Origin of the sequence: Qipengyuania qiaonensis (assembly GCF_019711515.1) — a bacterium.
Taxonomy (GTDB): domain Bacteria; phylum Pseudomonadota; class Alphaproteobacteria; order Sphingomonadales; family Sphingomonadaceae; genus Qipengyuania; species Qipengyuania qiaonensis.
Genome location: NZ_JAIGNO010000002.1, coordinates 157,119 through 177,216, shown reverse-complemented (window position 1 = coordinate 177,216; position 20,098 = coordinate 157,119). Strand labels below are relative to the sequence as shown.

At 65.8% G+C, this 20,098-nt stretch carries 26 protein-coding genes; 7 read left to right on the top strand and 19 right to left on the bottom strand.

The genetic code is table 11. The annotated features are described in order from the left end of the window. Positions 1-94: 94 nt before the first annotated feature. The 10 genes from K3174_RS03795 to K3174_RS03750 all read right to left on the bottom strand — a co-directional run bounded on the left by K3174_RS03795 (position 95) and on the right by K3174_RS03750 (position 7,368). Positions 95-796 carry an RES family NAD+ phosphorylase gene (locus K3174_RS03795; RefSeq protein ID WP_221555702.1) on the bottom strand — a complete coding sequence of 234 codons (702 nt, stop codon included), beginning with the start codon at positions 794-796 and terminating at the stop codon, positions 95-97. Next, entirely contained in the window at positions 783-1,214 is a 432-nt protein-coding gene (locus K3174_RS03790) for an antitoxin Xre-like helix-turn-helix domain-containing protein (RefSeq protein ID WP_221555700.1), read from the bottom strand. The genes K3174_RS03795 and K3174_RS03790 overlap by 14 nt, the downstream gene beginning before the upstream one ends. A 70-nt stretch (positions 1,215-1,284) precedes the next feature. Next, positions 1,285-3,042, bottom strand: coding sequence for a relaxase/mobilization nuclease domain-containing protein (locus K3174_RS03785; RefSeq protein ID WP_221555698.1), 1,758 nt, complete (start codon positions 3,040-3,042; stop codon positions 1,285-1,287). 235 nt (positions 3,043-3,277) lie between these two features. Beyond that, positions 3,278-3,958: a lytic transglycosylase domain-containing protein gene (locus K3174_RS03780; RefSeq protein WP_221555696.1), complete on the bottom strand. Its 681-nt coding sequence runs from the start codon at positions 3,956-3,958 to the stop codon at positions 3,278-3,280. A gap of 3 nt (positions 3,959-3,961) precedes the next feature. Beyond that, the gene (locus K3174_RS03775) at positions 3,962-4,294 is read right to left on the bottom strand and encodes a DUF736 domain-containing protein (RefSeq protein WP_221555694.1); all 333 of its coding nucleotides are present in this window, start codon (positions 4,292-4,294) and stop codon (positions 3,962-3,964) included. Further along, complete coding sequence (locus K3174_RS03770) at positions 4,291-4,872, bottom strand: S26 family signal peptidase (RefSeq protein WP_221555685.1); 582 nt, start codon at positions 4,870-4,872, stop codon at positions 4,291-4,293. The genes K3174_RS03775 and K3174_RS03770 overlap by 4 nt, the downstream gene beginning before the upstream one ends. Continuing rightward, positions 4,869-5,384 carry a DUF2840 domain-containing protein gene (locus tag K3174_RS03765; protein ID WP_221555683.1) on the bottom strand — a complete coding sequence of 172 codons (516 nt, stop codon included), beginning with the start codon at positions 5,382-5,384 and terminating at the stop codon, positions 4,869-4,871. Before K3174_RS03765 ends, K3174_RS03770 begins: the two co-directional genes overlap by 4 nt. A 167-nt stretch (positions 5,385-5,551) precedes the next feature. Continuing rightward, positions 5,552-6,433 carry a replication initiator protein A gene (locus tag K3174_RS03760; RefSeq protein ID WP_221555681.1) on the bottom strand — a complete coding sequence of 294 codons (882 nt, stop codon included), beginning with the start codon at positions 6,431-6,433 and terminating at the stop codon, positions 5,552-5,554. A gap of 8 nt (positions 6,434-6,441) precedes the next feature. Then, entirely contained in the window at positions 6,442-6,714 is a 273-nt protein-coding gene (locus tag K3174_RS03755; protein ID WP_221555679.1) for a helix-turn-helix transcriptional regulator, read from the bottom strand. 432 nt (positions 6,715-7,146) lie between these two features. Further along, positions 7,147-7,368 carry a hypothetical protein gene (locus K3174_RS03750; RefSeq protein WP_221555677.1) on the bottom strand — a complete coding sequence of 74 codons (222 nt, stop codon included), beginning with the start codon at positions 7,366-7,368 and terminating at the stop codon, positions 7,147-7,149. 374 nt (positions 7,369-7,742) lie between these two features. Here K3174_RS03750 and K3174_RS03745 point away from each other — a divergent pair, with 374 nt between their 5' ends. The 3 genes from K3174_RS03745 to K3174_RS03735 all read left to right on the top strand — a co-directional run bounded on the left by K3174_RS03745 (position 7,743) and on the right by K3174_RS03735 (position 10,283). Further along, entirely contained in the window at positions 7,743-8,330 is a 588-nt protein-coding gene (locus tag K3174_RS03745) for a peroxiredoxin (protein WP_221555674.1), read from the top strand. 82 nt (positions 8,331-8,412) lie between these two features. Next, positions 8,413-9,291 carry a helix-turn-helix domain-containing protein gene (locus K3174_RS17070; protein WP_221555666.1) on the top strand — a complete coding sequence of 293 codons (879 nt, stop codon included), beginning with the start codon at positions 8,413-8,415 and terminating at the stop codon, positions 9,289-9,291. A 92-nt stretch (positions 9,292-9,383) separates the two neighbouring features. Then, positions 9,384-10,283 (top strand): alpha/beta hydrolase, encoded by a 900-nt coding sequence (locus K3174_RS03735; RefSeq protein WP_221555664.1) that lies wholly within the window; start codon positions 9,384-9,386, stop codon positions 10,281-10,283. Positions 10,284-10,361: 78 nt separating this feature from the next. On the opposite strand, the gene K3174_RS03730 is transcribed toward K3174_RS03735, so the two are convergent. The 4 genes from K3174_RS03730 to K3174_RS03715 all read right to left on the bottom strand — a co-directional run bounded on the left by K3174_RS03730 (position 10,362) and on the right by K3174_RS03715 (position 13,327). Continuing rightward, positions 10,362-11,327, bottom strand: coding sequence for a DMT family transporter (locus tag K3174_RS03730; protein ID WP_247711868.1), 966 nt, complete (start codon positions 11,325-11,327; stop codon positions 10,362-10,364). A 251-nt stretch (positions 11,328-11,578) separates the two neighbouring features. Then, positions 11,579-11,977, bottom strand: coding sequence for a single-stranded DNA-binding protein (locus K3174_RS03725; RefSeq protein ID WP_221555654.1), 399 nt, complete (start codon positions 11,975-11,977; stop codon positions 11,579-11,581). Between the two features lie 281 nt (positions 11,978-12,258). After that, positions 12,259-12,528 carry a hypothetical protein gene (locus K3174_RS03720; protein WP_221555653.1) on the bottom strand — a complete coding sequence of 90 codons (270 nt, stop codon included), beginning with the start codon at positions 12,526-12,528 and terminating at the stop codon, positions 12,259-12,261. A 154-nt stretch (positions 12,529-12,682) separates the two neighbouring features. Beyond that, a complete protein-coding gene (locus K3174_RS03715; RefSeq protein ID WP_221555651.1) occupies positions 12,683-13,327 on the bottom strand; it encodes a TetR/AcrR family transcriptional regulator in 645 nt (214 codons plus the stop codon). Positions 13,328-13,468: 141 nt separating this feature from the next. Between K3174_RS03715 and K3174_RS03710 the strand changes: the two genes are divergently transcribed. The 3 genes from K3174_RS03710 (at position 13,469) to K3174_RS03700 (ending at position 15,633) form a co-directional block, all read left to right on the top strand. Beyond that, positions 13,469-14,026: a cupin domain-containing protein gene (locus K3174_RS03710; protein ID WP_221555649.1), complete on the top strand. Its 558-nt coding sequence runs from the start codon at positions 13,469-13,471 to the stop codon at positions 14,024-14,026. A 2-nt stretch (positions 14,027-14,028) separates the two neighbouring features. Next, positions 14,029-14,724: a DUF4386 family protein gene (locus K3174_RS03705; RefSeq protein WP_221555647.1), complete on the top strand. Its 696-nt coding sequence runs from the start codon at positions 14,029-14,031 to the stop codon at positions 14,722-14,724. 87 nt (positions 14,725-14,811) lie between these two features. Beyond that, positions 14,812-15,633 (top strand): MipA/OmpV family protein, encoded by an 822-nt coding sequence (locus tag K3174_RS03700; RefSeq protein ID WP_221555644.1) that lies wholly within the window; start codon positions 14,812-14,814, stop codon positions 15,631-15,633. Positions 15,634-15,706: 73 nt separating this feature from the next. On the opposite strand, the gene K3174_RS03695 is transcribed toward K3174_RS03700, so the two are convergent. Both K3174_RS03695 and K3174_RS03690 read right to left on the bottom strand, forming a co-directional pair. Then, positions 15,707-16,225 (bottom strand): DUF6653 family protein, encoded by a 519-nt coding sequence (locus tag K3174_RS03695; protein ID WP_221555642.1) that lies wholly within the window; start codon positions 16,223-16,225, stop codon positions 15,707-15,709. An 88-nt stretch (positions 16,226-16,313) separates the two neighbouring features. Continuing rightward, a complete protein-coding gene (locus tag K3174_RS03690; RefSeq protein WP_221555640.1) occupies positions 16,314-16,745 on the bottom strand; it encodes an ester cyclase in 432 nt (143 codons plus the stop codon). Between the two features lie 92 nt (positions 16,746-16,837). Here K3174_RS03690 and K3174_RS03685 point away from each other — a divergent pair, with 92 nt between their 5' ends. Continuing rightward, the gene (locus K3174_RS03685; RefSeq protein ID WP_221555638.1) at positions 16,838-17,434 is read left to right on the top strand and encodes a TetR/AcrR family transcriptional regulator; all 597 of its coding nucleotides are present in this window, start codon (positions 16,838-16,840) and stop codon (positions 17,432-17,434) included. Positions 17,435-17,464: 30 nt separating this feature from the next. Here K3174_RS03685 and K3174_RS03680 read toward each other — a convergent pair whose 3' ends face one another. The 3 genes from K3174_RS03680 to K3174_RS03670 all read right to left on the bottom strand — a co-directional run bounded on the left by K3174_RS03680 (position 17,465) and on the right by K3174_RS03670 (position 20,066). Next, a complete protein-coding gene (locus tag K3174_RS03680; RefSeq protein ID WP_221555637.1) occupies positions 17,465-17,914 on the bottom strand; it encodes a MarR family winged helix-turn-helix transcriptional regulator in 450 nt (149 codons plus the stop codon). Beyond that, positions 17,911-19,056 (bottom strand): Acg family FMN-binding oxidoreductase, encoded by a 1,146-nt coding sequence (locus K3174_RS03675; protein ID WP_221555635.1) that lies wholly within the window; start codon positions 19,054-19,056, stop codon positions 17,911-17,913. Before K3174_RS03675 ends, K3174_RS03680 begins: the two co-directional genes overlap by 4 nt. 134 nt (positions 19,057-19,190) lie before the next feature. Then, entirely contained in the window at positions 19,191-20,066 is an 876-nt protein-coding gene (locus K3174_RS03670) for an SDR family NAD(P)-dependent oxidoreductase (protein ID WP_221555633.1), read from the bottom strand. Positions 20,067-20,098: the final 32 nt, after the last annotated feature.

Below are 20,098 nucleotides of genomic sequence, written 5' to 3'. Positions count from 1 at the left end.
TCGGCGATGAGGAGGCCAAGCCGAAAACGCCATGGCAAGCGCGGTCTGCCCGAAGCGCGCCTGCGCGCAGAAAAGGAAAGGCGCGGCTAGAGCGCTAGAGCGCTTCGACCGTGAAGTCGGGTTCGCCCGCCCAGGTCAGCCGGTACATGGCGCCCTGAACGACCGACTGCACGACATTGGGCCAGAGCGCCGCGATGCAGGTGCCGCCCGGATGCCGGACCGATGGGTAAATGATTCCGTTGTGACCTTCGCCCCGCGCACGCGCGGCAAGCGCGTTACCGGCGGGATAGCCCGCCGCCGGATCGGGATCGAGCGACGGATGTCCGGGGCTACCGCGCAGGTCGACGAACACCCCCGCCAGGCTCGCGATCATCTCGCCATATTCGACCACCGCATCGAAGTCGCCCGCATCGGCGAGCGCGCGTGTCAGGTGAAAGCCCACTTCTGCGATGCAGGTTTGCGCCTCGAGCGCGGCGTACCACGCGCCGCGCGTCGCCGGGTTGAAGCGATTGGGCTCGCGAGGCTTCGCATAGGCGAAGCTCGCATTGATGAACTTTGCATGCGGGACGCCGTGTACCAGTTCGTCGGCGGCGAGCGCCGCCAGTCCGCGCTCCTCGGCGATCAGCCGGCTGCTGGTCGCGCCCTCGATCTCGGCGAGCATCGCCTGCTCTTCCGGATCGTCGGCGAGTGGCGCCAGCACTGCGTCGCGCAGCCGCGCGCTCGAGACGAGCCGGATGGTGCGTTCGAAAGCCTCGCGTGCAAGCGGGAGGTCGCTCGCCGGATCAGAGCCCGCCACGAAGCGCGTCGATATACTGGCGGGCCTCGAGCATGCGCGGAATGCCGCCTTCGATCATCGCCTGGACCGGCGAGCGCCGGTCGAACACCGGCGCCCGGTTCTCGAGCCGCGGCCAGCGATCAGCGAGATCGTTGGCAAAGAGCAGGTGGAGCCCCTTGAACAGGCCGATCAGCGCCGAGGCGCGGGTCAACTGGTCCTGGCTGAGGACGCCCTCCCAGCGGCCCGCCTTCATCCGGTCCCAGGTGCTCTCCGAAACACCGAGCAGCGCCGCGCCCTCGGCGTTACTTACGCCCCAGGCATCGACCAGCCGCAGGACCGCCTTCACGGCAGCACCCGTGAGGCGACGCCGGTCGTCTTCGCCTGCGAAAGTCTGAAGTCCTTGCGGCGCTCCTATCTGTCGTACGGCAGCACTTGCCATATCGCGTCTCCTGATGCGTTTATATACGTCATATGGTGCGCTTGTCAATATTCGAAGCGTAGCAGCCCAATTATATCACGGGGCCGCGTCTGCGCCCGAAGCTCCAGTCGATCCCGCCGCGTTGATTGATCCGGCCGGCGACTTCCGCACCCAGATGCCGTTCGAGATCCTGCCGCCACGGGACGAGCTGGAAGCCCATGCCACCATCGATCAGCGCGAACCTTCCCGAAGCAAGCGAAAGCCGCTCGCGATAGACGCCGGCGACCGTATCGCCCGGCCCGGCCGTTCGCGCCTCGGAGCCGAGCCGTGCCGAGATCGCCTGCGTTGCTTCGCGCAGTTCGCCTTCGCGCAGCCCTGCGAGCAGATTGCGCGCGAAGACAACGCGTCCGGCCTGCCGCGTGGCCAGACCCTGCTCGGCGAGCCAGTCGATGCGGCGGTCGAGCGCGGCGCCGACCTCCGCTCCGAAACCGGTATTCGTCTTGTCCGGAAGTGGTGCGAGCAGCTGGCGATCGAGCCAGGTCGCGCCGTGTGCGGTGATTTGTCGCTCGATCGGGAGGTCCGACCGCACGAGCAGGCTCGCCTGGTCGCGTCCTTTCCGATCGGTCCAGCGACTGTGCAAAACGATCGCCCCCGGTGCGGCGTCGCTGGTCCGCTCGAGCTCGGGAAAGCGCAGATAGTGCGTGCGCCCGTCGGTCGCATCGACGATCGCATAGGCTTCGCCGGTGAGCTCGTCATGAAGCCCGCGCTCGATCAGCCGCCCCTCGACCATCCTGGCCTCCGCCGCCATGCCGGTTGCCGGCGCCAGGACGAGCCGGTCGGGCGCGGCGGCGAGATCATGCGCCGCCATCGCCCGGTGTATCGTCTTGACGATATCGCCGCGCTCGCCAAGCTCACGCAGCGTCGGCTTGAACCGCCCGGATAGTCTCCAGCTGGCAGGCCCCATGCGCTCGGCCAGACCCATCCGCTCGAGCGTCTGCGCCCGGCCGATCAGAAAGCCCGTGTCGCGGCCGTTGCTTCGGCTCGCCTCGGGCCGGAGATCGATGAGGCCATCATCACCTCCCAGACGCTGCAGTCGCCGGTCGAGCCCGGTCCAGCGTTCGGCATCGACCTCCCTGCGCAGCGCCGCCTCGATCTCCCGTTCGCTGCGCGGTCCGAGCTCGATCGTCACGCGCTCTTCGGCGCGGGCGCGCAGCCCGCTGCTGATGTAGCCGCGATCGATCACGAGATCGCCGCCGTCCTCTGCAACGCCGCGCACCAGCATATGGACATGCGGGCTCGCCGTATTCCAGTGATCGATCGCGACCCAGTCGAGCGGCGTGCCGAGGTCACGTGCCATGTCGCTGGCGAGCTCGCGGGTGAACGCCTTCAGATCGCTCATCTCGGCCGCATCCTCGGGCGAGATCATGAAGCGGAAATGATGCCGGTCGTCCTCGCAGCGCGCCGCGAAGGCTTCGCCGTCCGCATGGTCGCTGCGCGCGTCGAACATCCGCCCGTCAGCGCCATCGCGCGTCACTCCGTCACGGGAGAGATAGGCAATATGGCGCGAAAGCGGTGCTGAGCGGAAGCGCGCGCCGCGATGGCGGACCACGCGCGCCTTGACGATCACCCGCCGCTGGAACCGCCTCGACCGGCGAGCGATGGCCGCATGCCGGCCGCGGCCGAACCGTCCGGTTCCGCGCGCCGAGCCGCCGATCAGGCTCCGGCGCGCCCGCCCGCTGCGCCGGCCGATTTGCTGTACCCGCCCGACGAGGCTCTTTGCCCTGCGATAGCTGCGCGCACCCTGGTCGCGGCTCCGTCCCGGCCGAACATCGAAATCGTCGTCCGCCATGCTCAAAACACGTCTTGCCGTCGCCCGAAGCCCTGAAATGGCGGGCAATTCCTGTGCCAGCGACGGCGCCTGACCGGCAGTGATGGCGCATATTCCCCAGCTAAACCAACCACCTGCACCCCGGCCGACGGCGGTGCTTTTATCTTGCCATCCCCCCTTTCCTCCCTTCCGGACCCTACTCCCGCTGAGTTGGGCCGTCGATCCCAGATGGCCGAAGGTGCCAGGAGCAGGTCGCTCACGGATCGACCGCGGTCGAAACGGCGACGAAGAGATCGTGCGTCGGCTGCGCCGGGAGCGCGAACGGATTGCCCGAAGCATCGTCGCCGTCGCGTGCCGGCTGCGCTTCGGCGGCGTCGCCGCGCGCACGCGCGTCTGCAATTGGCCGGCTCTGCGGGAACGCTTCGGCTGCCGCGAACAGGCGGTCCAACCGCAGCTCAGGTGCAAGCCGCGCGACATAGAGCTGTGTTTCGCGCGGGAGCCTGCGGCGTCCCGCGCGCCATTGCTCGTAGCGCCCCGGTCCCGCATTGTAGGCGGCGAGAAAGCCAGGCGCGCCGTAGCGGTCGTACATTTCGCGCAGGTACGACGTGCCCGCGAGGATGTTGTCGCGCGGATCGAACGGGTCGCTGCCCAGATCGTAGAGCGCGCGCTGCCGCGCCCAGGTGCCGGGCATCAGCTGCATCAGCCCCATCGCTCCGGCGCGCGAGACCGCGCGGACCTGGCCGGCGCTCTCGGCGCGAATGACAGCCCAGATCCAGTGCGCGGGCACGCCGAAACGTCGCGAGGCCTCCTCTACATGCGCCGCGATCGCGATGCGCGCAGGCCGCGGTTGCTCTGCAGGTGGCTGGGCATGCGCGGGGGCCAGCGCTGCAAGCGCAAGCACCCCGAACAGCGCGATGCGGCGCAAGCGGGGGCACATCGCTCAGTCCTTTGCCTTGCGCCGCGAGGGGCGCGTCCAGGTGAGAATATGCGCGCCGTCGTCGCCTGCGAAGAGGTTGGCGCGCAGCGAAAATGGCAGCGCTGGATCGTCGAGCACGAGCGCAATGAACTCTCCTGCCTTCTCGCCGACATGGGTCCAGCCCGCGCCGACCTCGTAGGTCTCATCGCCTTCACCCGCGAACACGCGAAAGGTCGGCGCCTTGTCGTTGTCGCCCGGGTGCTCCGCGACGATCGTCAGGGGGACATCGAGCGTGAGCGTGCGTAGCCGCCCCTCGAAGCCCTCGGGAGTGGTGTGGAAGGTGCCGATGGCAGTCATTGGTCTTCTCCTTGGTTGCGGGGTGGTGGAAGCCGAAGTGCGGGTTTGGCGAACCAGATACGCGCGCCATCGCCCGCCTCGTCGGTCCAGACGGGAAGTGCGCGGCCGATCACCGCGTCGTGCTCGAGCGGTCCGAAATAGCGTCCGTCGAAGCTGTCGGGCGCGCTCGCATTGAGGAGAAAGATCTCATCTGCCTGCAGCGTGCGGCAGCCCGCCCAGCTCGGCAGCGCGCGCCCCAGCCTGTCGTGTTCGCGCGCCAGCGCGCGCTGCGCGCCGTCGATCGTGATCGCCAGACCGGTCCGGCAGACGGTCTGACCCTCGGTCGCGGCGAGCTCCTTCAGCAATGGAACGCCGGCCGGCAGATAGCCGCGCTCGGCGAGAAGCGTGCGCAGTGCCGGTGGCGGCGCAATCGCGACCCGGTCGCCGATCTGCAGATCGTCGGCGCGCTCGATGCGGTAGAGCCCCGTGGGCACGCTGGCCGTCGTGTTCCAGACCAGCACCTGCGCGAGCGGGAACGCTGCGCTTGCGAGCGTCGCACTGGCGATGACGCCGGTGATGACAGCAGTCCGCCGCCTCATGGCTGCAGCCTGCGGCGCAGCAGCCAGGCGCGGTGACGGTGCTCGCTATAGCTGCGCGGCGGCATGCCGCAGGCGAGCCGGTTACCGATATGGCGCCAGTGATCGGGCGCGATGAGACATGGATCGTAGCCCGCTGCCTCGATCGCATCGATCGCCTGCAATACGGCGCGCACCTTCGCCCAGCCCCTGGCTGCAAGCAGCAACTCGCCCCCGGGGTCGACCTGCGGCAGCGTCGTGAAGCCCTCGCCGCGCCCGACCGCGCGCACGATGTTCAGCGTCGAGCGCACGGTGCCATAAGCGTTCGACGCCCAGCGCACGAGCGCGAACACCTGTCCGGGCGCATAGCTCTCGATGCGGCGCCTGCGGTCGATGATCCGGCCGGCAACCGGCTTGCCGAAGCGCAGCCAGTCCTCGTGTTCGCCCTCGCGCCAGAGCAGCGTGACATGGGTCAGCGGCCCCTCGCCGGATCGGTCCTGTTGCAGCGGCGGCGCAGGCGGTCCGCCGCGCGCCATACACGGGCGCGGCTCGGTTAGCAGGAATCCGAAGGATTCCCTGTTAGCACTGTTAAGGCGCAAGAAAGCCTCGGGATTCCAGCCGCTTGTCGCAGATCCGGGTTCCCGATCGTCCGAGCCTGCGGTTCCCGATCGTCCGAGCTTTGCGGTTCCTGATCGTCCGAGCATCACACCGGTTTCTCCACAGGGCGGCGGGCGAGGCGGCGCAGCGCGAGCTCGGCAAGGTCGGGCTGGGTGGGCGCGAACTGCAGGACCGGGCGTCCGTGATGCTGCTCGAGCGTAAGCCGGTAGCCCGGCAGCGCCTGGCGCCGTACGATCGCACGCAGTTCGAAGGCGAAGCGCTTGAGCGGCGAGAGCGCGCCAGACTTACGGTGCAGATGCGCGAACTCGAAGCTCCAGCCGGCGGACTGCCGTCCGCCGTGCTTGCGCACGATGCGGTAGAGCCAGCGCTCGAGGCCGCCGGTCAGTTCGAAATAGCCCGGGTCGATCGTCAGCACGAGTGCGCGATCGAGCACGCCCTCGTAGAACCAGTCGGGAATGATCATCTCGATGCCGACCGCCCGCCCGTCGGCGGTGATGATCTCGCGCCATTCGTTGATCCAGGAAAAGCGGTGGCGACGTCGCGCGCCGCGCTGCCGGATCGTCGTCGCGATGCTGGTCGACTGCAGCCGGTCGAGCGCCGCCCGCAGCCTCTCGTAGCTCGCCTTGCCGGTTCCGCGCCGGGTGAAGGTCAGGATTTCGTGCGGCGTCGCAAGGATCAGCCGCGAGGTGGCGCGCCCCGCATCGCGGGCGTCGACCAGCTGGCTCGCGATCCAGATCAGCACGTCGGCATCCCAGATCGTCGCCATTCCGTGCTCGGGCGTCGCTTCGACGAGGATCGAAACCTCGCCCATCCGAAAGTCGATCGGCCGCACGCGCTTCGACTTGGCGAGACTGAAGAAGGGCCAGGCCATTAGGTCCTGCGCATCGCGTACGGCGATGTCGCCGCCGACGCCGGTGAAGCGCAGGAGCGGCGTCTCATCGGGGGAAGATGATCTGATCGGCGGCATCAGATCACTCAGCGCCGGACCGGCGGGGTGTAGCCGTCGAGCCGCTTGGCGGGATGAACGGTGCCCTTGCCCGGATCGCTGGTCGAGCGGCGCAGGCCCTGTTCGGCCCAGGCGTCGAGATCCTCGGGCCGATAGACGATCCGACCGCCGAGCTTGTGATAGATCGGACCCGTCCCGTAGCAGCGATGCTTCTCGAGCGTACGCGGCGAGAGCCCGAGATGCACCGCGGCGTCGGGCGTGCGCAGGAACCGGGGGCGAATAGGGTCGGGAACCGCGTCCATGGCGTGTCTCCGCAAGCGTTGGATGGATGCGGCCAGCGACCGCCTGTTGCGGAGGCTTCTGGCGCAGCGGCGGCGCGCGGAGGGAGCGACAATCTCGACCGACCGGAATTGTCGCCCCGGACCGGCAGCGCGTGTCGCCGCTGCCCTGCAAGAAAATGCGCACCCCCGAAGAGGCGGCGGCCGAGGAGCGCGTGCGAGGCCAGGGATCGGGACCTGTCGATCCCGCCAGCCTCGCGCCGGTCCGACCCGGTGCCGGTCGGGCGTGCGCGCGGGGCCCGGAACGAAAAAGGCCGCGCCCGCAGGAGCGCCGCCGGACGGCGGCGCGGGACCGAGCGCGTCCACAGCCCCGCACCGCACAAGCGCGGGCGAAATGACCTGCGGACAGGAAGGAAGGGCGGGAGCCGCATGCGGCTCCCGCCCCAAAGGGACGAATCAGAATTCGTCGAGCATCGCGCCATGAACGGTGTGCACCACCCGCGCGGCGAGATGCGCTGGAAGCGCATTGTAGTCGCCCTCGTCGAGAGCGATATAGCCGCGGCATTTATCCTGGATCACATGCTGGTCGAAGAAGCTGTGCAGGGCGCGCTGTTCGGCGAGCGCCAGCGCTGCGAAGTAGCTTTCCGTATTCGCTTGAAGTCGTGCACGTGTAGCCATGATTTCCTCCTGAGTTGCGTCGCAAGGCGACTGGAGGAAGGCGGATGGGCTGCTGGTCGCAGGGTCAGAGGATCGCCCCTGGGCGACCGCGCCAGCGGCGGCGGGGGAAACGATTTTGTGCGGGCCGGACCGGGTCCGGTGCGTTCAAAATGGTGGGGCCCTGCACGTCCTTGACGCAGCGGACACCGGCTCATCACCCTCGGTATCCGTCTCTTGAATGCGTTGAGGTCGGTCTGCTGTGCGGATCGGACAGCGCTGCTTTTTTGCGGTTTTCGGCAACGCAAGAGGTCGTCCGGTCGATATGGCAACGCAGAAGATGCTGTCGTGACAGGCGAATTCGACTAGATATGCCCTGTGGTCCGGGAGCGGTGAACATGGCGAATCTGATGGAAGTCGACTGGCATTCGTTGCCGGAACCGCAGGACGACGGCGCGGCGAACCATCTCGGCGGAGCGCGCATTCCGGATGTGGCGCTGACAGCCACCGATGGGACCAGTATCGCGCTTGCGGCGCTCGGCGGGCGGACCGTCGCCTATTGCTATCCGATGACGGGCAAGCCCGGCGTCGCGCTTCCCGACGGGTGGGACATGATCCCCGGCGCAAGAGGCTGCACGCCGCAGTCGTGCGCGTTTCGCGATCATGCCGCTGATTTGCGCAGGCTCGGGGTGGATCATCTCTTCGGCATCTCGACGCAGGATACCGCCGACCAGGGCGAAGCGGCGGAGCGGCTTCACCTGCCCTTTCCGCTGCTTTCCGACGCCGATCTTGCGCTCACTTCCGCGCTCCGGCTTCCGACCATGGATGTCGCAGGTGCCACGCTGCTCAAGCGCCTGACCATGGTGATCGATGAAGGGACGATCACCAGAGTCTTCTATCCGGTCTTCCCGCCCGACCGGAGCGCGGCGGACGTGATCGCCTGGCTCGCGTCCGCGCCTTATCGCAGAGCATCGGGTGGCGTTTGACGGAGGGTCGGCAGCTGCGCCCGAGTGCAGCCATCGGCGTCGGGTCACGCATGCCCGAAGCCGCGTCTGATCGTCCCACATCGTGGTAACCTACCAGGACATCTACCCATCCGAGGCGCTCCTGCGCAGCTTCGACGTCGTGCGTCCACGCGCGGCCGAGCTCCTCAACCTCGAATATTTCGAAGCCGAACCGGCGCGCATGCCGCATGAAGTTTTCACCCAGCACCATCTGCTGCTTAATCTGCGCGAGACGCCGATGCGGGTCGAGAACTGGCGCGACGACGCGCACCGCGACTTCACCTACCAGCCGGGCGAGATCGTGCTGACGCCCGCCGGAATCCGCAGCGGATGGCAATGGCACGAAAAGTCCAGGGTGATCGTCATCACGATCATGCCGGCGATGCTCGAGCGCTTCGCGACGAGCGAGCTCGGACTGGTGCTCGGAGCGCGCCAGCTGCGCGATACGCCGCAGGCGCTCGACACAGACCTGTGCCAGTCGGGCGTCATGCTGCTCGAGGCTCTCAGAAACCGGGCGACGGGGTCCGAGGTGATGTACGAATCGCTCGCGCGCATCTTCCTCGTCAAGCTCGTCCAGCGTTATGGCGAACTGCGCAGCGAAGCGCTCGACTTCAGCCGGGGTTTCACCGCCAGCCACTACAAACGCGTGCTCGACTTCGTGGCCGAGCGCTTCGCCGGCGCGATCTCGATCGAGGAGATGGCGCGTGTCACGGGGCTCAGCCCGGCGCATTTCTCGCGTCTGTTCAAGGAAGTGATTGGCGACAGCCCTTACCAGTTCGTCATGGACTACCGGGTCGAGCAGGCCAAACGCATGCTCGGCGAGCAGAGCCGTCCGCTCTCGGACATCGCGCTCGCCTGCGGCTTTGCCGACCAGGCCCATTTCACCCGTATTTTCAAACGCCTCACCGGCATGACGCCGCGCGCCTATGGTCTGGCGCAATAGCAGGATCGTTCAAAAACTTCCGAGCACCCTTCAATCCCGAATTCGATGCCATGGGCAAAAGCTCCTTACCACTTCAGTTCGAGGAGCAAGCCATGACCAATTCCAGCATCACCAAGGTTCGTTTCGACAGCGCCGAGCCCGGCGTTTCGCTTGTCGGCGACCTCTACACCCCTGCCGTATCACGGCCCGACAGCGCCGCCTTCGTCATCATCGGGCCGATGACCTTCCAGAAGGAGCAGGCACCAACGCAATATGCCCGCCGCCTTGCAGCGATGGGCCATACAGCGCTCGCCTTCGACACCCGCTATCGCGGCGAAAGCGGCGGCGAGCCGCGCGCCTGGGAAAACCCCTTCCACAAGGTGGCCGACATCATCAGCGCAGCGGCGTTCCTTCGCGCGCAGCCCGGGGTGAACCCCGACCGCCTGATCGGTCTCGGAATCTGCCAGGGCAGCTCGGAGATGCTGCGCGCGGTCGCGGAAGACGACACGATCAAGGCCGGAGTGACGCTCGCGGGGCAGTACCGCGATCATGAAGGCGACATCGAATGGCTGACCGAGGAGGGCTATGCCGCACGCCTCGCACAGGGCCAGGCCGCGAAGGCCAAGTATGAAGCCACGGGCGAAATCGACTACGTCCCGGCGGTGGACGAGACAGACATGAATGTCGGCATGCCCGGCAAGTTCGTCTGGGAATGGTACCACGTCTGGGCGGACAAGGGCCTGTGGGACAACCGCTATGCCGTGATGAGCGACGCGGACCTGCTCCCTTATGAATCGATCAGCGCGGCCCGCATGCTGACCAAGCCCTACCTCCTGATTCACAGCGACAACAGCTTTCTGCCGGATGCTGCCCGCCGGCATTTCGAGGCGATGCCTTCCACGAGGAAGACGCTGCTGTGGGACGGCGACACGCCGCATCTGAGCTATTACGACCAGCCCGAAGTGCTCGACCGCACTGCGAGTGCGATCGACGCCTGGGTGTCGCAGCTCTGAGCGCTCAACCGGTCTCGACCCGGCTTCGGCTCAGGGTCGAGACCGGTTCGCCAAAGGCGCCATCGGCACGGGCGCAGTCTAGATGTCCCGCCCCTGGAAATACTCCGGATCGGTGGAGTCCTTTTTTCCGGAGAAGAGGCGCCGGACAGCCCTCGCCACCCGGCCATCGATCGCAATCAACCCGGCCGCAATAAAGGCCATTCCCAGCAAGTGTTCGCGCTCGAGAGCTTCACCCAGAACGAAAGCACCGAGAAGGATGGCGGTCACCGGGATCAGGAAGGTCACGAGCAGCAGGTTCGTCGCGCCAGCGGTCGCGAGCAGCCGGAAATAGAGGACATAGGCGGCCGCGGTCGAGAGCAGGACCAGCCCGCCGATCGCCGCCCAGGTCTCGGTGCCGGGCGGCGCGAGCCGCCACGGTTCGTCGACCAGCAAGGCGACCGGGAGCAGCATCATGGCGGCTGCGGTCAGCTGACCGCAGGCGGTCGCCAGCGGCGCCACGGACATCGCGCGGAACCGCCGCCCGTAAATGCCGGCCAGAGCATAGGACAGCGTCGCGACGAGGCATGCGATCTGCGCGAGCCCGGCCAATCCGAGCCCATCCAGCGCAGCGGTGCCAAACATCAGCACCACCCCCAAGAAGCCGAGCGCCAGACCGGCGATCTTGCCCGCCGTCAGCTTTTCGTCGGACGTCAGCGCATGCGCCACAACAACCGTCCAGAGTGGTGTCGTGGCGTTGAGGATCGCGGCCAGCCCGCTCGCGATCTGCGTCTGACCCCAGGTGAGTAGCGAGAAGGGAACGACATTGTTGAGCACCGCCATCGCCGCAAAGGCCGACCAGACCCGCCAATCCCGCGGCATGCGCGCGCCCGTGGCGCGCACGACCAGATAGAGGACGCCAGCTGCGAGGCTGACCCGCAGGAACACGAGCGTGAATGGCGGCAGGTCGCTGAGCGCCACCTCGATAAAGAAGAAGGAGCCGCCCCACAGAATTGAGAGGAGGACGAGCATTGCCCATTCGAGCAGACCCATCGCCTTGTTGATCATCGTCATATCGCCTGCAAATTGTGGTGGGGGTGAACCACATCGGGCAGCGATGCGCGTCCCGTAGCTTGCGATCAAAGTCGAGTCAGGTAGATCAATGCGCGCGCCGCACACATTCCAGATGACGCAATGATCCCAATTTGAGCAGAGGCTGGACCGGCGCAATGAAGCGCCGGCCCGATTGCTGCCCAAAGAAAAGAGGGGCCCTGTCCGACCTGGACAGGGCCCCCTTCGGTGCGGATCGATCGGAGAGTTCAGTCGATTTCGGGCGCGTCGGTGTTGTCGTTCTCGTCACCCGAGCCGTTGCCGCGCGAGAGGAAGTCGACCTTGTCGGCGAGGATCTCGGTGCCGTAGCGCGTGACCCCGTCCTTGTCCTCCCACTGGGTGTAGTGGATGCGTCCCTGGACCAATACCAGCTGGCCTTTGGAGCAGTACTGCCCGACGGTTTTGGCGAGGCCGTTGAAGCAGGTCACCCGGTGGAACTCGCTTTCCTTGGCGGTGTAGCCGTTCTCGTCCTTGTAGGTCTTGCCGTCCTTGTCGCGCAGCGGTCGATCGGTGACGACGGTGATCCCGGTGACATTGGTGCCGCCCTTGGTCTCGCGGGTGTCGGGATCGCGGGCGACGCGGCCGGTGAGGATTGCGATATTGGTCATGATGAAAGTTCCTTCAGTTCCTCAAACCGGAGACCATCTCCGGCTTGCGAACTTGCCTAAGAAGCAGGGCATGGGAGGACTGCACCGCAGGCCAGCAGACATCGTCTGTTGGCCAAGGGGAACCTGTTCTTGACGGGTGGTGCGGGCAGGCAGCGCAGCTGCCAACACGGCCGGCAAAGGAACGGGTTGCTGTCCTCAGCTGACCTGATTCAGGACTGTTCGCGACAAAAGCCGGATGGGTATCGGGTGCGGGTCAGAAGGGTCACATGATCCCGCTGCAATCAGCTCACCCCATCGCCTTCCGATGCCGCCAGGAGATCCATGAAGTTGCGGGCTGCTTCCCGGTCTTCCTCGCTCTTGAACGCCACATCGAGATCGGGGGCGGACCCGAACATGTGCAGGAACAACCACAGTGCAAAGCGCTTGCCCCGGTCCTCCTCAAGGCCGAGATCGACCCGGCAGTGCTCAATGCCGGCTGCAAAAGTGTCGGGAGCGACACAAGACAGGTCGGTGGTGGCAAAATAGCGCTGCAGCAGATCGTCTAGCTGCATGGAGTCGTCTCCAACTGGTGCTGTTGCTGCATGGATGGACTTGGGCGCGCAGCAGGATTCAGCGGCCTGGCAATCCGCCGGGTGACTGCATGAGTAGGCTGGCGTGCGCTCGCGCCCCGCATCACCCCTGCACGGCAATGACGAAGGGTCATGGTCAGGATCCTCCCAGCGAGCTCGGCGGATAGATCGCCCGTACCATCGCGACCAGACCAGCTTCGATCCTCTTCCAGTCAGCGTCGCTGTCAAGCGGGACGCCACCAAAGCCTCCGGTGGCGTGGGCGGACAGGACCAGATGCTGTACCGCTGCGATCAGGATGGCGTTGATCGCGCCGAAATCCATCTCTTCGGGCGGCTCGAGGTCGCCGCGCATCGACCGGACCCAGTGCATCAGCGCCGCGCCGCGCGTCTCGGCGAGCCTGCGCGTGATTGGCGAGGGCTCGAGAATCTCCCAGGCCGCGATGCGGAGAAGCAGATCGGACGCACGGAATGTGCGCAAGAGCGCGAGCAGCATCTGTTCGACAAACTCGCCATAGTTTTCCAACGGCCTGGACGATTCGAACTCCAGCTGCTCCCCGAAGAGGTGCGATAGCTCGGTGCCGAGCGCGTCCACCAGCCCGTCGAGGCCGCCATAATAGCGATAGATGAGCTGCTTGTCGCAGCCTGCGGCGCGCGCGATCGCGTTGACGCCGAAGCATGTGAAGCCCTGCTCGACCAGCACCTGCTTGGCGGCGTCGAGGATCGCGCGTTCGGTTGCGGCGCGGTCGCGCGTCGCCTTTGGCGATGACGGGGCTGTGTTCAATTTTCATGCCTTTCCTGCCTCACCGGATAGGTCGGGAGAGGCTCTCGCGCAAGGTTTTTCACCGATCGGTGACAAAAGCCCTTGCGGAAGTCACTGAACGGTGACAAATACAGTGTCACCAAACAGTGACAGGAGCGACTCGTGGACCGCAAGATCATCAATTCCGTGACCGGCGACCGGATACATTTCTGGTCATCGCCGCTTTCGGGCGACGGGGACGAGCTGGTGTTCCGCTGCACTCTGCCGGCTCAGGCAGCGGGAGCGCCGCTTCACGTTCACGAGACGATGGCCGAGACATTCGCGGACGACTCCGGCGCGCTGGCGATCGATCTCGGGAAAGCAGGCAAGCGGCTGCTCGGACCGGGAGAAGAGATTACGATTCCACCCGGCACGCCGCATGGCTTCCGCAATCCACTCTCCATCGAAACGGTCTTCGTGACGACCGCCACGCCGGGCGCAGAACTCGAACGCTTCCTGCGCACGATGTACGATCTGGCGAACAACGGCAGGACCGATGCGAGCGGCGCGCCGCGCAATCCGGTCGACCTCGCCGCAGCGCTTGCGCCGATGGACATGACCATCGCGCCGCTGCCGCGAACGCTCCAACGGGTGCTAGTGCGTGCGCTCCTGCTGGCCCGAAAGATATTTGACCCCAACCCGAGCGCCGCGTCAGCACGGGTGCTTGAGAAGGAGGCCTGACGATGGCTTCAACCCGTCTCACCGGCCTGTCCGCCATTACACTGGGGATCGGCTTCAATATCCCTTACGCGATCCTGGCGGCGACCTACGATTATCCGCAAATATTGCGCCAACCGGCCAGCGTTGCGCTCGAGCGCTTTGCGGCAGGCGGTCCGGGCCTGGTGCTGACCTGGTATGGCTTCATGTTGGCGGCGCTGTTGCTCGTACCGCTGGCGACAGCCCTATCGATCACCACAGAGCGGATCCAGCGCTGGCCCGTTCTGACATTTGGCGCGGCGCTCGCCGGCACACTTGCCGGAGTCACACAGGCCGTCGGCTTCGCACGGTGGGTCTTCGTGATCCCGAACCTCGCCGCTTCGCGGGGCGAGGCTGCTTATGATGCCTTCGATCTGCTCAACGCCTATGGCGGAGTCGCGATCGGCGAACATCTCGGCCAGCTGCTCACCGCGCTGTTCGTATTTTGCCTCGCCGCGATCCAGCGCGCGGAAGCGCGTCCGAAACTTGCCGCGATCGGCTTTGCGAGCGCCGCGACGATCGCGCTGGGCACTGGCGAAGGCGTGGCGCTGGCGCTCTCGGCTGACGGCAGCCTGTTCTCGCTCGCCACGATCATCGGCTTTATCGGACTGAGCGTGTGGCTGGTCTCGACCGGCGGGTCGATGCTGCCCGCCTCAAGACAACCGGCCTTACCCGTGACCTGAACTCTCATCCTTCCGCACCGGAACGACCACTGACCCGTCCGCGGCAACGGGCTCAGAACCCTGACTGCCGCCTATTGGAGACGTACAATGCAATCCTATGTGAAATACTTCCTCACCGGTTTCTCGGCGACCGCCCTTCTGCTGGGTGCCGACATCGCCATGGCACAGGATGCCCCCCAGCCCGAAGAGAACGAAGTCCGCGGAACCGTGATCGGCGGCGTCGCTTGGCTGCCCGAATACGAAGGCGCCGACGAGAACCAGGTAATCCCGCTGGTCGCCGGCGATATCTACTGGGGCGAGCGTTACCTTGCCCTCGACGGCACCAGCCTGCGACTGAATGTCCTGAACAGCACCACCTTCGAGATCGGTCCGGTTGCCAACCTGACCTTCGGGCGTGACGACGAGATCGAATCCGCTTCCGTCCGCGCGCTCGGGCAGATCGATGATGCCTACGAGGTCGGTGCGTTTGCGGCAATCAAGGCCCGCTCCGTCCTCGCCGACGGCGACGAGGTCAAGCTGCGTCTCGAGGCAATGAGCGATGTCAGCGATGTCCACGATGGTTGGCTCGCCAATGCGGTCCTGTCCTACCGCCTGCCGGTCGGCGATCGCCTGACGGTGATTGCCGACACTTCGGTCCGTTTTGCCGACGACGAATATGCCGACACTTATTTCACGGTCTCTGCACCCGGTGCCACGGCAAGCGGATTATCCGAGTTCCAGGCCCAAGGCGGCATCAAGGATATCGGCGTCTCGCTCACCGCCGCTTACGCGCTCGGCGAGCGCTGGTCGCTCGTTGGATACGCGGGCTACCGCCGTCTGCTCGGCGATTTCGCCGACAGCCCGGTGGTCGAGGTTGCAGGCAATGCCGACCAGTTTTCAGCCGGAATCGGTGTTGGAATGCGGTTCTGATGCCGAGGAGCCGTCTGCCGGACGGCAGACGGCGTCCCCGGTCCCTCTGCGATGACAAGTCCGATGGCCGCGTTCACGTCCTGGGCGCGCCCCGATAGCGAAGTTCGGGGCTTCTTTCGACAATATCGCCATAAAGGATGGCCATCCGGTCGATATACCAGAGCTTGCCGCCGATGATCAGCGCCACCCCCACCGCCGTCGGCCAGATCTGCAAGGCGACCAGCCCCCAGACCAGAAATGGCAGCCCCGCGAGCGCGACAAGATTGAGAAGGTGCGGAAGTATTCGGTGCCGTTCCGGTATCTCCATCGTTGATCGTGACGACCAGAACCGCTCGCCCAGAACACCCTTCGAGATCCACGCATCGTCGCTTTTTGCCGGACCGAACGCCTTAGGATTCGCCCAGATCCACAAGAGCGCCAGTCCGATCGGGACGAGCGCCCACCACCCCAGCCACACCCGGCTCCAGATCGCGAGCGCGAGCAATGGCAGGCAGGTAATGAAGCGCGTCCAGCCGCTCCACGGGTTCGCGTGCCGGGCCCAGCCCTCGTCATCGAGACCGAATACCTGCGAGATCTTGTTTTCGAGAGTCACGGATCCTCAGATGGCTGCCTGTGGCAGCGGATACCGCCACTACTCTTTCCCATGCGCATGCGCGAAGAAGGGGTCTCGGAACAAGCGCTCAATTGGCTTCTGCATGCGATGCCATGTGGACAGCACCGACCTGCGTGAAGAGGTCGAGCGTGTTGAGTTCGTCCCAGTGTTCGACAAACCTGCCGTCCTCGATCCGCCAGATATCGATCGAACGTATGGTGACAGCGTTGCCCGTCGCCGGGTAGCCCATGAAGTTGCCGCTATGGGTTCCCTCATAGCGATAGCGTCCGACGAGCTTCGTCCCGTCGGCCGACGCGATCACGTCTTCCACTGTGACTACCAAGTCAGGAATCCCGGCGAGGATCGCGCCGAAGACATCCCTGACGCCCTCGAGCCCGGGGCCAGCATAGGGATTGTGGTTGATATAGTCGGGCGCGACCAGTTCGGCGAAGCGGTCGAGCGCCCGAGTGTTGAGAATTTCGGCGAACAAATGGCCAAGGTGTGTTGGATCGAAAGGCATGGTACAACTCCTAAACGAGACTGATCGGTCTCGTTCTGTTAGCGAGACTATACAGTCTCGTCAACGGCCTTTCGGTTTGCTAGGGGTCTCGCATGAGCAACCAGGCGGCACGCCGGACACGAAGCCTGAGCGCGGACAAGCGCGCGGCAATCCTTGCCGGGGCGAAGCGCGTGTTCCTGCGCGACGGCTTTGCGGCAGGCAGCGTCGATGCGGTCGCGGCCGAAGCCGGGGTCGGCAAGCAGACCGTCTATCGCCATTTCGGTTCGAAGGACGCGCTCGTCGAGGCGCTGGTGGTCGGCATGTGCGAAGCGATCGACTGGAGCGCACCGCCCGATGCCAGCAGCGATCCGAGGGCGACCTTACGCCGCGAACTGAACGCCTTTGTCCTCGGACTGTCAACGCCGGGTAGCGTACAGCTGTACCGCGCGATCATCGGCGAGGCCGGCCGCCAGCCGGAATTCGCCAGGCTGTTCTTCGAGGCCGGACCCAAAGTGATCAGGTCACGCGTGGCGAGCGTTCTGTGCGGCGAGCTTCCCGATAGCGAGGCGAGCGAAGCGGCCGCAATCCTCGTCAATCTGGCGCTGGGCGACGCCTATCTCGAGCTGGTGCTGGGGATTACCCCGCCCGACCCGAAACGGTTCGAGCGGCAGATCGACGCCGCACTGGAGCTGGTCCTGCCGAGCCGCTGATCGGCTGCCACCGCATCGACGCGCACGTTGTCACCGATTGGCATCCAGTACCTTGCGCAACTCCGCCAGCTTCGGAACGAGCAGCCCGAGGTCGGCTTCGTCGATCTCACTGCTGAACCCTCCCATGGCCTGCGCGAGAATGTCGACCGCCGCGATCCGGAACGCGCGACCCGCATCGGTGAGCATCACTCGCTTCGACCTACGGTCATCGGGATGCGGTTCGAGCACGACAAGGCCGCGCCTTTCGAGAACGCCCAACGAATGCGTCATCGTTCCTTTGGCGACCTGCATCGCACCCGCGATCTGCAAAGGGGTCTGCCCGTCGCCAATGCGCGCGAGGTGATTGAGGATCGCGAAGTGCGAGACATGCAGCCCCTCAGGCAACACTTTGTTGAAGAGCGCGCCCGAAAGCTGGGCGATGATGCCGATCTCGGTCAGCACCTGGAAAAGCGGGGTGTCGATGGAGGCGTTCCGCTTCACGTAATAATCCTCGCTTCGACCGGCCAGCGCGGGCTCGGGCCGACCTGCGGCCCGTAGCCAATGCGCGTCAGCATCTGCACTGTCCCGCCTTCGGGGGCCAGCCGTTCGTGAACCGCGCGGTACAAGCTTTCCATTTCACGGTACTCCTGCAGCGCCTGGCTCAGTGGCTGGAAGCCGAGCCCGAGGCCAGTCGCGGCAAGGTTGAGCCGGACCCAGTCGCGCCCCGCGCCGATCTGCGATGCGCGGTTGTTGGCAGGCGTGACAAGCCACACGAAGCCCATCGCCGATGCGGGGTTGGCCAGCACCGTATCGAGCCCCTGCCGAAACGCCGACGAAGTCGGATCGAGCAGCGTTTCCCGGTCGAATTGCCCGGCGAGCGCGAGCGTTTCGAACAGCGGCCCCGAGAAATCGATGCCGTCGGGATTGGCCTCGATCTCGCGCCTGCCGATCCGGAACAGCTCGACGCTCTCGCGATAGGTGCGCGGCGTGCGGATCTCAATCTCAAGGGCTTCGCTGGTAAGCGCACGCCAGGCCGTGATCTCCGCCTCTTCCACCGTGCCCCCGACCCAGGACAGTTCGCGGGCGCTTTCGAGCATGGTCTGGAGTGCGGCTTCCGAAATCGCGCGCGCAGTGTCGAACGGCTCCTTGTTGGATCGGCGCGCGAGGACATGCGCGAACAGGGGATCGGGCCTCGCCGCATCGTCCTTCACGAACCGGGCCCGCGCGACACGCTCGGAGCCCAGTCGGTTGCCATTCTCGCCATCGGGCATGAGATCGACGTCGAGGCGATAGCCATCTTCGGCCGCGGCCATGGCGAGCAGTTCGATGAAACAGCCAAGCCCGATCGTGATCTGCCGGTCGAACGGGTCGGTGTGCGGAAGCCGTCGCGCGGTGTCGGCGCTGAGCGAGATTTCGCCCGGCACCCGCAGATCCGCGATCCAGGGCTGCCGGTTGTGCGGATTGGGGGCGAGGATCGCATAAGACAGCGCTTTGATCCGCGGATCGTCCGATTGGCTGCCCGCCATCTCCCAGGGCGCCAGCGCCGCATGGGGCGTCCGCGTCGCCACGAACCCGACCGCACCGCCAGCCGCAGCCAGCACCACGCCGCCGCCCGCGAGCCTGAGAAACCGCCGTCTGTCCATCCTCACCTCCTTGGTTCGATATCGAACTATATAGTTTGATATCGAACGTCAAGGTTTTGTCGCGACGCAGACTCCGCCGAGACGATTTGCTGGCATTCGGACTTCAGCGCATCGGTTCGGATTCCGCCCTCCGGTCAACCGATCCCGACCAGCCGCGCGCTGTCCACCCAAAGCTTGTTCTGCGCCGCCTCGTCGAGGGCGAGCGCGGAGGGATCGGGCCAGTTTAGGCACCCCTTGCGAAGCGCGGCGTAGGTGCGGCCCGTGGGGGCCTGCGCGCTCGTGGCGAGTTCGGCCAGACCCCGCCCGGCATCTTCGAGCGTGTTCATGTCGTTCGAAAAGCGGATCATGATCGGAAGCAGCGGCCAGACCAGCTTGCGCACAGCCCAGTGCTGATCCCTCACGAGACCGGTGCCGGGCGTCAGGCCCGGATCGTAGGCGAAGACGCTCCACCCGCCAGCCCGCGCCTCTTGGCTGCGCGCCAGATAGAGCGCCGTCATGAGATTGCAGAGTTTGGACGCCGAATAGGCCCGCATGCCCGCAACGGTGGCGGACCGATCGGCATCGGGTTCGTTCTCGGGGTGCGCCAGCAGCTCGGCGTCGGCGTGACGTGGCGGCGGGACGCCGGTCTTCTCGGCCGGATCGTGCGTACCGCTGGTGGTGATGACGATCCGCGCACCCTCGGCGAGCCGCGGCATCGCGAGCCGAAGCAGCAAATAGTGCGCAAGGTGATTGGTCGCGAAGGTCGACTCGAAGCCGTCCTCGGTGCGCTGCGCGATGTCCGGCCGCTGACCCCCGGCGTTCAGCACGAGATGCGTGATGGGCTCATTGGGCAGCCCGCTTACGAATTCTCGCACCGAGCCGAGGCTGGCGAGATCGAGCGGCCGGTGCTGCCAATTATCTTGGGAAGCGCCTGATCCGCGCGCGCCCATGATGGCGGATTTACCTGCCCGGATGTGACTTGCGGCCACGCGGCCCAGCCCCTGCGTGCCTCCGGTCATAACGATCATCATCACCTATCCTTACGCTGTAAAGTTTACAGCGC